Source organism: Vibrio sp. JZG120, from assembly GCF_053890955.1.
Genome location: NZ_JBSRRK010000023.1, coordinates 1 through 9,565 on the forward strand (window position 1 = coordinate 1; position 9,565 = coordinate 9,565).

Genomic DNA, 9,565 nt, shown 5'->3' on the forward strand with positions numbered 1-9,565 from the left:
ACGGAGAAAACGTTGCTGTTAACGCATTCTGGCCACGGAGAAAACGTTGCTGTTAACGCATTCTGGCCACGGAGAAAACGTTGCTGTTAACGCATTCTGGCCACGGAGAAAGTGTTGCTGTTAACGCATCCTGGCCACGGAGAAAACGTTGCTGTTAGGCAGGTTCTAGCCATCGGAGAAAGTGTTGCTGTTAGGCAGGTTCTAGCCATCGGAGAAAGTGTTGCTGTTAGGCGAGTTCTAGCCATCGGAGAAAGTGTTGCTGTTAACGCATCCTGGCCACGGAGAAAGTGTTGCTGTTAGGCAGGTTCTAGCCATCGGAGAAAGTGTTGCTGTTAGGCAGATTCTAGCCATCGGAGAAAGTGTTGCTGTTAGGCGAGTTCTAGCCATCGGAGAAAGTGTTGCTGTTAGGCAGGTTCTAGCCATCGGAGAAAGTGTTGCTGTTAGGCAGGTTCTAGCCATCGGAGAAAGTGTTGCTGTTAGGCAGGTTCCAGCCATCGGAGAAAGTGTTGCTGTTAACCGGGTTCCAGCCATCGGAGAAAGTATCGGAGAAAGTGTTGCTGTTAACCGGGTTCCAACACTACGGAGAAAGTGTTGCTGTTAGGCAGGTTCCAACACTACGGAGAAAGTGTTGCTGTTTGCTCCCGGAGAAAACGTTGCTGTTAGATCTATTATCACCGGAAGCATAACAACTAAAGTAACAAAGCAGCTTTAGGATCGTACCGCAATTTGAAAATCACGTGTGTATATGCCCTTCCCTTTCCCTCTCGCGTCAACACAAACCCTTTTTTATCTGGATCAGTAGGAACCCAACAACCCTCTGATTTTTCGATAATATCCGCTATAGGCTTCTTAATGGTCTTTCTGACAAGCGCCTCAGTCCTTTGATATTCACCGTCTTCAAGCCCTATGTAATCCCTATAATCTTGGATCTTAAACTTAATCTCTTTACTAGGATTGTGTTTCCATTGAGACAACGCTTTTAGTAATCGGCGCTCATAACGACCGCTAAGGGAAACAAACAACTTAAAGTCTATTTCTGAAAAACCAGCTTCAACATTTTCAGCAAGCAATTCAGCCACACTAGGAGACATTTCTATAAAGAACGGTTGCCCCATGTGATAGCGAACCCGCGATATAGGAGAAAAAACGTCAAAGCCTTGATCTGATGAATACGAAACATCGCGCTTTACCAGAGATCTAGCGGCTGGCTCTAGAGTTTTGCGCAAATTATCAACGGAGCATTGAAACAACGTTGTCAGTTCTTCTTCTGAAAACTCAAATTGATAAGGTATCGGTTTCTTTTCAAAATCATCGCTTTGCTTTGTTTGGGTGCTATTAAAGCCCACAACTTTTGATATTTCACACAACACGAGAGCAAAAACATCTTGTTCAGCAGCGCCAAGAGCAGCAGGAAACACATTGATTGGCTCCCTGAATTTACTAAGTTTTTTCATAATTAGACCTAACCAACAAATATTTTTCTTGTGCCTTGAATGATTACAGCAACAAATTAAAAAGTAAAGTTGCTATTTGTGTTTTTTGGGATGTTGGTCAAATCTTATCCACACTATCTGTTGATAAGTTGTTGAACTGGCGGAGAAAGTGTTGCTGTTAGTACGGAGGAAAAGTTGCTGTTACCGGAGAAAGTGTTGCTGTTTAACGGGATCTTACGGAAGATCTGTTGCTATTACCGGAGAAAGTGTTGCTGTTTAACTCTAAAAACCTTTCAAATACATTGAGTTACAAGCCCCTAAAAAGATCTAAAAACTCTTTAAAAACCTTTAAAAACTTTATTATTAAAAACAAACTGATCCATTGTGAATAACTAAGCATTTCAGCATTGATGCTTGTCTGATGGAAAAGCTATTGATGCAAGGAGACGCATCAATAGCTTTACCACAGCCAGCATAACACCTCCCTACTCGCTTCAAGTAACGCTCCGCTATCAATAAGTTTTTTTATTTTTTTTATGAAAACACCAAAAGCCAGGCTGTTTACACGGTTCATCAATACAGTGTCACTTATAGAATTGGTCAACCCACAATCAAATTGTTTAAAAAATAGCATGAGAATAATAATTATGTTATTATTATTATTATTATTATTATTCGAGCGCAAATTAAAGGTGAATTTATGACGCAACCAGGTATCCCAAGCGAAATTAGAGATCGTATCTTTCAAGTAGCAAATGAGCTTTACGACGAAGCAAACAGAGAAAAAATGCCTACTGTTGATCAAGTTAGGAGAGCAGCTAAGGCAGACATGAACACCACTAGTTCAGTAATGAGAGAATGGAGAAAACAACAAACAAGCCAAGTTGCACCTGTTATTGTCACCGTTCCTGAGCGCGTTCAAGATGAATTTCAAGGGGCAATTGCTTCTGCCTGGAATATTGCTCAAGAAGTTGCTAACGAAGCCTTACATGCGGCACAGAAAGGTTGGGATGATGAAAGAGCAGAAGCCGAACAGCTACGCAGTGAAATGGCTCAAGCGTTTGAGGTTCAATCTGTAGAACTGGAAGCCAAAACCAACGCCCTATCTCAAGAGTTAGAGTCTCATAATCAAACAAAATCCGAATTAGATCAGGCTCGAAAGCAACTACAAGAACTATCTGATCAACTCCATGATAGAGAAACTAAACTGGCAAGTGCTGAGAGTAAGATTATAGGCCAGGAAACCCGCATTACTGAATTAAAGTCTGAACTAATGGAAGCGAATAATCAGAATAATAAACTCCAAAATAAGCTAGGAAAAACAACAGAAGACCTTGCAACTAGCCAAGCTGAGAACAAGGCTAATGCTGACCGAATAGAAGAATATCAGACAGAAATTAAGGCGTTACGAAGCCAGTCTGATAGTGACCGTAAACACCATGAAAAGCAGCTTGACGAATACCAGGCAAGACTTGATACCAGTAATCAAGAGTTAGCCAAAGTGAGAAGCAAACTCGATTCTGAAGGGGAAAAACTCAGCGCAGCTATAGAGCAAAGAGCCATGCTAGAAGGTGAATTGAAAGCATTGAAAGATCAAACGAAATCAAAAGGAAAGCCTGAAAAATAATTCCTAAAATAGCTTGATATAATACCGCTAGTGTATTATATTATGTGTATAGGCATTGAGCACCACCACTTAGTTCAATGCCGAGTTGTCCCTTCGACTACTGAGGAAAAAAACATGACTTGTAAAAATTGTGATGCCGGAATTTGTCAAAATCGCTGTGATGTTAATCAGCTCGAATCCCCTCTTAACGCATCAAAGCAACAGCTTCTGTCTGTTCTGAATACGCAATTCAAAGGCGAAACATTCACGCACTTTGCTGTAATGACATGGGCTACACGTGACAACCTGGAAGGCTGGAAAGAAGCTTGGGCTGAAATGGTTGCATCAGGAGAGCTTGTTTTTGTAGAACAGCGCACGTTGGGTGCGCGTTATAAAGTCGCTTAATTAGTAATACGGGCTTTTTCGTGCGCACGAAAAAGCCCATAATTGCGGCAACATAGAAGACATTTGAATCAAAGAAGGATTAGAACCATGCAGACCATCACGGTATCCAATCAAAAAGGTGGCCCAGGTAAAACAACAATCGCTCTACACCTGGCCATGTTTTTGTCGGAGCAAGGTAAGCGAGTGCTTTTTATTGACCTTGACCCTCAAGCCAACGCTTCAAAAACGCTAAAGGTTTTTCACTCTGTTTCAGAGATAGTCGCTAGTCAATTATTCAATCAAGAAGTAGTTAGTGTTGAGCCGCAAGAGCGCATCACACTGATTGAAGCCGATGAAGCAATGGCTGATATTGAACGTGCTCAACCTCAAGTGTTAGCGCAATTCAAAAAGAACGTAATCAACCTAAGTGAGTCTTTTGATTATTGCGTCATTGATACCCCGCCAACTTTAGGTTTGCGCATGACTGCCGCACTATTAGTTGCTGATCACGTGTTAGCTCCAATCGAGCTAGAGGAATACAGCATTGACGGTATCACGAAAATGTTAAAGACCATTTTTGGCGTTAAAGAGAAATGGAACCCTGACCTAAACTTTTTAGGCATGTTACCAAACCGCTTTAACTCTCGCTCTGCCGATCAGAAAGAGACACTAACAAGCCTTATTCAAAACTACTCTCACTTGCTTATTCGTGCGCGAATTGGCATCAGAACGTCAATCCCTGCGGCATTAAAAAACGGCGTTCCTGTATGGGAAGTAAAAGGAAGTTCATCAGCTCGTGAAGCTGGTAAAGAGTTTCAAGAAGCATTCCGCATTATCTTTGAAAAAATGGGAGGAGTTGAATAATGACTACGGATACTAAAAAGAAAGGTGCTGATTTATCAGGGCTAGATGATTTCAACCTTTCAGATCTAATGAGTGGCAGCTCGAAAAAACAAGAGAGCCAAACACCAGAAGTTAAAGTTGAAGCGGGTAGCATTTCTTATGCGCCATTAGAAAACTTCCATGAAGACCCGGACAATGCGAGAAAGGAATTTAACCTTGATAAACTTCAAGAGTTGGCCGATTCAATGGAACAGATCAACCCAACTACCGGAGAAAGGCGCGGTATTCTCGAACCTTTATCTTGTAAGCGTCACCCGGACATTCCAGGCAATCTAATTATCTTGGGTGGCAACCGTCGATTTAGGGCGGCGGGTATGGCTGGACTTGATCAAGCTCCTTACATTATTAAGGATGAATTAGACGACTTTGATAAATTCGTCCTTAATGACCAACGCGAAAACCTTAGTCCTCTCGAAGTGGCGATGTTCATCAAAAATCGCTTAGATGCCAAACATAAAGCGGGTGAAATTGCTAAGGCACTTGGCCGTCCAGCGTCTTATGTATCAGACCATAAAATATTCTTTGATATGGCTGACAGCATTCGTGATCTTTATGACAGTAACTTATGTCGTTCAATGCAAGCGTTAGCTTTGCTGCATCGTGCTTACAAGAAGAACCCTAATGAAATTGATGCTTACTGCTTGCAAGCGTCAGAGGATAGCCAAGAGTTGACCACTTCCCAGGTTAGAAAGTTTCTAGAGTCATTGAAAGCCCCAACTAAGAACGACTCACCGAAACCACAAAAGCCGGAGCAGGAACAGCCAGGTGCAACAAATGACGAAGAACAACTGTCATTTGATGGCGTTAATGCTTCTGAGAGCAGCACAGGGGACGAAGCGGAGCAAGGCTTTAATGATACCTCTGAATTTCAGCAAGACACGGATACCTCCAACTTAGACAGTCAAGCCGATGCGCTTTTAGCACAGTCTGATACTGACAAGATCAAGAAAGCTATCATCCAAGTTCAATATGATGAACGTGCAGCCCGATTGATTACTAATCGTCGCGCAGCATACGGTCTAGCATGGATTAAATATGATGATGATGGCGAGGAAATCGAAGTGGATTTAAACCAGGTCAAACTGGTAGCTGTTATCGAAGCGTAAGCATGTATCGCCCTTTGTTGGGCGATATTTCTATCTGTCATAGGGTTACTTGTCATGACCGAATATGCAGCAATATTGATGAGTCATAGCGGCTGTTACATCACGAACAAGAACAACTCAATTCGTTTTATCCCTCTCGGCCATCACCCCGACTTTCAATCTGCCATTTCTCACGCTTGCCAAAGTTTAGACTCAGTTGAAATCTATGCTGGCGTACTAAGGACTGATAAAGCATTAAGGTATTGGGTTGCATCACGCCGGGAGTTAGCCGAAGCATCACAGCAGTTGTCCAAAGCGATCAGGGAATCTGAGGAAGGAAAAGAAGAAAATGAAGCCGACGAATAGAGACCAATTAGCGAAGCGCAGCGAGTCTATTTGTCTCTAATCGTTGGCCAGTAAGACCCGCAGGGGCGCGCTAGTACAAACCATTAGCACGCTTCAAAAGTCACATCACAATCACCGCAAATCAAGTTTAGTGAAGGTTTACCCCACACATTCACGCCGCACTCAGGACAAGTGAATTTTGCTCTAGTTTGCTTTTGTTCTGGCATTTCCATCAGCATTTCACTTAGCCCTTCGGTCATATCTCCAACTGTACCGTTCTCGATGGCAGCTTGAAGTTTATCCCTGTCTGGAAACTTATCAGCCCATGATATACGAAAGTCGCCAGTAAGTAGGGATTGGCAAAGATCATCAAAAACACTGCCTTCGATAATGTAGTCGGCCATTTTGTCGCCTGTCTTATCTCCCCCTGGCTGACCTGTTGATGATGGCATCAAACCGATGCTTTCCATCTTATTAGCCCACTCTTTATTGTGGTATCCACGGCGTCCAGGCTTTCCAAAGTGGTACTGCCATAAGTGAGTCATTTCATGCACCAGAGTTTGCATTACTTCTTCCGGTGGACATACCGCGAAGTAAGCCGGGTTCATCGCTATTTCATCAGTCTTATCACCATCACGACTAACGAACCTTTCAGGGGAGAAGTAACCGTATGTTTTTTTCTCGCGCTGTAGGGTGATCAGGCAATTGGCTATCAAATAGATTTTCATTGAAGTAATCGTATGCAATTTGTAATTCGTCGTAGGTGGTTTCTGTTGGCTTCATTTGGCGTCCCTATTTTTCTTTTTGTGTTTTTGGTTTGTACAATCCAAATTATGATCGCTACCTTTTGGTTGTGCAATCGTTTTTATATCATTTTATATTTTTGGATTGTGCAATCCAATTCAACTAAGCCACATCAAAAAGGCAAGCCCCGCAGGGGCGCGGCAGCTCTGCGAGGCCAAAAAGCGATTTTCGTACGCACGAAAAGATTTGGGGGGTTTAAGGCTAGGGCAGGATTCGCATTTTGCTAGCAAAAAGTACCAAAATGCCATATACTCCCCCCATGCCCCCCAAACTACTATCAACAAGGAGTGTTTTATGATCGAAGCTAATCAAGTAGAAACAAGCGCCATTGGTGGTGTTTCCTTTACACGATTTCGCCTATCTTGGGTTGCTTATCTGCGCCCTTTATTAGTTCTTCCTATCTTGTTAGGCATCACTTTTTTGCTTGCTGGCTTTCACCAAGCAATCATTTACGTTGGTTCGGCGTTGGCTGTGTTGCTGACGATTTACAAAATGGCACTACTCAAAAGCACATACCTTTTCGCAAATGACGAAGGGGTTTGGGTATACAGTGGAATTTTCCCCTGGTCACGTGGTGCGGGTGGTGTTCGATGGAGAGACATTGACGACGCCCAATTCACAACTGGATTTATCAATTGGCTGTTCAAGGCATACACCATCAAAATCAATCACCGATTTACAAAAGGTAATGAGATTTCATTACCACTTGTTAAGAACGGTGATAAAGCAGTAGACCGCATCAATGCGTTGCATGGTTCTTATCTGCGAAATGGTGGAGGTTACTAATTTATGGCTCAAACGAAAGCGCAGCTTACTGAACAAGAAAAAAACGCGTGGAAACAGTTTTGTGATGATAATGATACGACTGAATCTAAAATGATTCGGATGATGATCGGCAAGGTTGCCCCTGGTGTTTTAGAAAGTGAAACCGACTTTCAAAAGCAGCCAAAAACAAATCAAGTCAATATTAGGTTATCAACTTCTGATCAGAAAAAGCTTACTAAGAAAGCAAAACTAGAAGGGTATCCCAACCGCACCAAGTGGACTACGGCTGTAGTTTTGAGAGCGTTACATCAAGAGCCTGTTTTATCTGAATCAGAAATTGCGGCCTTGCGTGAGTCAAACCGAGAACTGGCCGCGATAGGGCGAAACCTAAACCAAATAGCACGTACTTTAAACATCGAGTTTAGAGAAGGGGATAGGTTAAAGCTTGAAGCTGTAGAAGCCCTCACAGCTCGAATTGAACAACATAAAGATAGCGTTGCCACATTGATAAACAAAAACATGAATAGGTGGAATGATGAGTAGCCTAGTTCACGATACAATTTCTGATTTGCTCGATGGCCATGTAAAGAACAAATCGAACAAGACAGGTAATCTTGCACGAGCAAAAAAAATTGCTAATGGTGCGCCGGAAGTGATGGTTAAAATTAGTGGCCATACCAAAGGCGCTGATCACGTTAAAGCTCACCTGGATTACATCAGCCGTAATGGAAAAATTGAAATTGAAGATGAAAGGGGAGAAACGTTAAAAGGTAAAACTGCGGTTAGGGCGCTTGCTAAAGATTGGTCACAAGACCAGGGCAAGAAGCGAAAGAATAGCCGAGACACAACGAATATCGTTTTATCAATGCCATCTGGAACCGAAGCTAAAGACGTAAAGAACGCTGCACGTGCTTTTGCGAAAGAACAGTTTAGTGATAACTATCAATATGTGTTCGCATTACATACCGACACGGAAAGTCCACATGTTCACTTGACCGTGAAAAACTTAGGTTATGATGGCCGTCGATTGCATGTAAAAAAAGGCGACCCGCAAACCTGGCGAGAAAAGTTTGCAGCTCAATTAGAGCGCCGAGGTGTAGAAGCTGAGGCCACATCGAGAGCCACGCGAGGTGTGATTAAAAAGGGTGTTAGTCAAGCAATTAAACACATCAGAGAACGAGGTTTTACGCCGGAAGTAGACCAGGCAAAAATTAAAGAAATCATTGAAGATTTCAACCATCAACGAAACGGTGAACCCACTAAACCTAGACCTTGGGAAGATAAAATTCAGTCTCGACAAACTCATATTCGCAAAGCCTGGTTAACGGCTGCAAAAGAGTTAAGTAAGAGTGAAAGCCAAGACGATCAAGAGTTAGGGAAAAGTATTGCGACCTTTGTTAGTGAAATGCCACCAATGAAGACGGAGCGCCACGAACTACAGCAAAAGGTTGCTGAATCTATCAAAAATAAATCACAGAGCCGCGACCACAAGCAAAGCGACCATGAACAGGATGAACGATGAACGAACAATATAACCTGGAAGATTACCGGGCAGATCTCTTTGAAGCTCATGCTAAATATACGGAAGTTGTCAGGGCGCGTTGTGTTGGTTGTAACTCTGTAATCATTCCTTTGAGCGATGATGAAATTCATGAAGTTAAAGCGTCTGCCAATGGGTACAAAAATCAACTTTTGAGTGCGGCGGGTAAACGGCTACGAGCTGGCATTGCGTTGCGTCTACTGGATGAACTAAAAGGGGGTTTTGACCTTACCGCCACACTCGCTGTTTACGTTAGTAAAGAGCTGCTAGGCCGCGCTATTAATCGAAATATACTCATAGAGCGTTACGCTACTAAATCAAGAACTGCCGCAGATAAGACCGTCGATATTGCCCGTTTATCGCTGATCACCCAAACGCCAGAATTTGAGCTGGCTAAGGTTGAGTTGGCCAGTACCTTGTTAAAGGCAAAAGACATAAGGCTAGAGGTAAGCGAGAAAGTGTTTCAAAGTGGTGAAGGGGAAGCATTTAAGCTTTTGTCTCAATCAGCTATCAAATACAAATCGTCGTTATAAATCGCACCAGGGTAGGCTTTGTTTTTTAACTCAATAGTAGCTAATGTATATATATACTAGATACTATTGCAGTGGTTTGATACAATAAGTTGTCGGAGGACATTAAAGTTTGAAACTTTTCTATTTCCGAAGTGCGTTACTATCGTGGCTAAAAGAACCCAATACTG

General features: G+C 42.6%; 12 protein-coding genes. 9 read left to right on the top strand and 3 right to left on the bottom strand.

Going from position 1 to position 9,565, the window contains the following annotated elements; genetic code table 11:
- Positions 1 to 237: 237 nt before the first annotated feature.
- Positions 238 to 531 carry a hypothetical protein gene (locus ACWPOD_RS22745; RefSeq protein WP_456232262.1) on the bottom strand — a complete coding sequence of 98 codons (294 nt, stop codon included), beginning with the start codon at positions 529 to 531 and terminating at the stop codon, positions 238 to 240.
- A gap of 158 nt (positions 532 to 689) precedes the next feature.
- A complete protein-coding gene (locus ACWPOD_RS22750; RefSeq protein ID WP_140344402.1) occupies positions 690 to 1,454 on the bottom strand; it encodes a replication initiation protein in 765 nt (254 codons plus the stop codon).
- A 679-nt stretch (positions 1,455 to 2,133) separates the two neighbouring features.
- Between ACWPOD_RS22750 and ACWPOD_RS22755 the strand changes: the two genes are divergently transcribed.
- The 5 genes from ACWPOD_RS22755 (at position 2,134) to ACWPOD_RS22775 (ending at position 5,777) form a co-directional block, all read left to right on the top strand.
- Positions 2,134 to 3,060, top strand: a complete 927-nt coding sequence (locus ACWPOD_RS22755) for a DNA-binding protein (RefSeq protein WP_456232263.1) — start codon at positions 2,134 to 2,136, stop codon at positions 3,058 to 3,060.
- 114 nt (positions 3,061 to 3,174) lie between these two features.
- Complete coding sequence (locus ACWPOD_RS22760) at positions 3,175 to 3,444, top strand: hypothetical protein (protein WP_140344400.1); 270 nt, start codon at positions 3,175 to 3,177, stop codon at positions 3,442 to 3,444.
- 87 nt (positions 3,445 to 3,531) lie between these two features.
- Positions 3,532 to 4,287 carry a ParA family protein gene (locus ACWPOD_RS22765; protein WP_140344399.1) on the top strand — a complete coding sequence of 252 codons (756 nt, stop codon included), beginning with the start codon at positions 3,532 to 3,534 and terminating at the stop codon, positions 4,285 to 4,287.
- The gene (locus ACWPOD_RS22770; RefSeq protein ID WP_456232264.1) at positions 4,287 to 5,432 is read left to right on the top strand and encodes a ParB/RepB/Spo0J family partition protein; all 1,146 of its coding nucleotides are present in this window, start codon (positions 4,287 to 4,289) and stop codon (positions 5,430 to 5,432) included. The genes ACWPOD_RS22765 and ACWPOD_RS22770 overlap by 1 nt, the downstream gene beginning before the upstream one ends.
- A 54-nt stretch (positions 5,433 to 5,486) precedes the next feature.
- Positions 5,487 to 5,777, top strand: coding sequence for a hypothetical protein (locus ACWPOD_RS22775; protein ID WP_301949738.1), 291 nt, complete (start codon positions 5,487 to 5,489; stop codon positions 5,775 to 5,777).
- 83 nt (positions 5,778 to 5,860) lie between these two features.
- Here ACWPOD_RS22775 and ACWPOD_RS22780 read toward each other — a convergent pair whose 3' ends face one another.
- Complete coding sequence (locus ACWPOD_RS22780; protein WP_456232265.1) at positions 5,861 to 6,484, bottom strand: SprT-like domain-containing protein; 624 nt, start codon at positions 6,482 to 6,484, stop codon at positions 5,861 to 5,863.
- 370 nt (positions 6,485 to 6,854) lie between these two features.
- Here ACWPOD_RS22780 and ACWPOD_RS22785 point away from each other — a divergent pair, with 370 nt between their 5' ends.
- Genes ACWPOD_RS22785 through ACWPOD_RS22800 form a run of 4 tightly spaced genes read left to right on the top strand, consistent with a single transcriptional unit; the run spans position 6,855 to position 9,398 of the window.
- Entirely contained in the window at positions 6,855 to 7,346 is a 492-nt protein-coding gene (locus ACWPOD_RS22785; protein WP_069547454.1) for a hypothetical protein, read from the top strand.
- 3 nt (positions 7,347 to 7,349) lie between these two features.
- Entirely contained in the window at positions 7,350 to 7,868 is a 519-nt protein-coding gene (locus tag ACWPOD_RS22790) for a plasmid mobilization protein (protein ID WP_318095604.1), read from the top strand.
- Positions 7,861 to 8,847: a relaxase/mobilization nuclease domain-containing protein gene (locus tag ACWPOD_RS22795; RefSeq protein ID WP_318095605.1), complete on the top strand. Its 987-nt coding sequence runs from the start codon at positions 7,861 to 7,863 to the stop codon at positions 8,845 to 8,847. Before ACWPOD_RS22790 ends, ACWPOD_RS22795 begins: the two co-directional genes overlap by 8 nt.
- Positions 8,844 to 9,398, top strand: a complete 555-nt coding sequence (locus tag ACWPOD_RS22800; RefSeq protein WP_456232266.1) for a hypothetical protein — start codon at positions 8,844 to 8,846, stop codon at positions 9,396 to 9,398. Before ACWPOD_RS22795 ends, ACWPOD_RS22800 begins: the two co-directional genes overlap by 4 nt.
- The last annotated feature ends 167 nt before the right edge of the window (positions 9,399 to 9,565 follow it).

Bases quoted from the DNA above. Each gene is read 5' to 3' on its own strand.
- ACWPOD_RS22785 (WP_069547454.1), top strand. From the start codon at position 6,855: ATGATCGAAGCTAATCAAGTAGAAACAAGCGCCATTGGTGGTGTTTCC.
- ACWPOD_RS22790 (WP_318095604.1), top strand. From the start codon at position 7,350: ATGGCTCAAACGAAAGCGCAGCTTACTGAACAAGAAAAAAACGCGTGG.
- ACWPOD_RS22755 (WP_456232263.1), top strand. From the start codon at position 2,134: ATGACGCAACCAGGTATCCCAAGCGAAATTAGAGATCGTATCTTTCAA.
- ACWPOD_RS22760 (WP_140344400.1), top strand. From the start codon at position 3,175: ATGACTTGTAAAAATTGTGATGCCGGAATTTGTCAAAATCGCTGTGAT.
- ACWPOD_RS22795 (WP_318095605.1), top strand. From the start codon at position 7,861: ATGAGTAGCCTAGTTCACGATACAATTTCTGATTTGCTCGATGGCCAT.
- ACWPOD_RS22750 (WP_140344402.1), bottom strand. From the start codon at position 1,454: ATGAAAAAACTTAGTAAATTCAGGGAGCCAATCAATGTGTTTCCTGCT.
- ACWPOD_RS22745 (WP_456232262.1), bottom strand. From the start codon at position 531: ATGGCTGGAACCCGGTTAACAGCAACACTTTCTCCGATGGCTGGAACC.
- ACWPOD_RS22765 (WP_140344399.1), top strand. From the start codon at position 3,532: ATGCAGACCATCACGGTATCCAATCAAAAAGGTGGCCCAGGTAAAACA.
- ACWPOD_RS22800 (WP_456232266.1), top strand. From the start codon at position 8,844: ATGAACGAACAATATAACCTGGAAGATTACCGGGCAGATCTCTTTGAA.
- ACWPOD_RS22770 (WP_456232264.1), top strand. From the start codon at position 4,287: ATGACTACGGATACTAAAAAGAAAGGTGCTGATTTATCAGGGCTAGAT.
- ACWPOD_RS22775 (WP_301949738.1), top strand. From the start codon at position 5,487: ATGACCGAATATGCAGCAATATTGATGAGTCATAGCGGCTGTTACATC.
- ACWPOD_RS22780 (WP_456232265.1), bottom strand. From the start codon at position 6,484: ATGAAAATCTATTTGATAGCCAATTGCCTGATCACCCTACAGCGCGAG.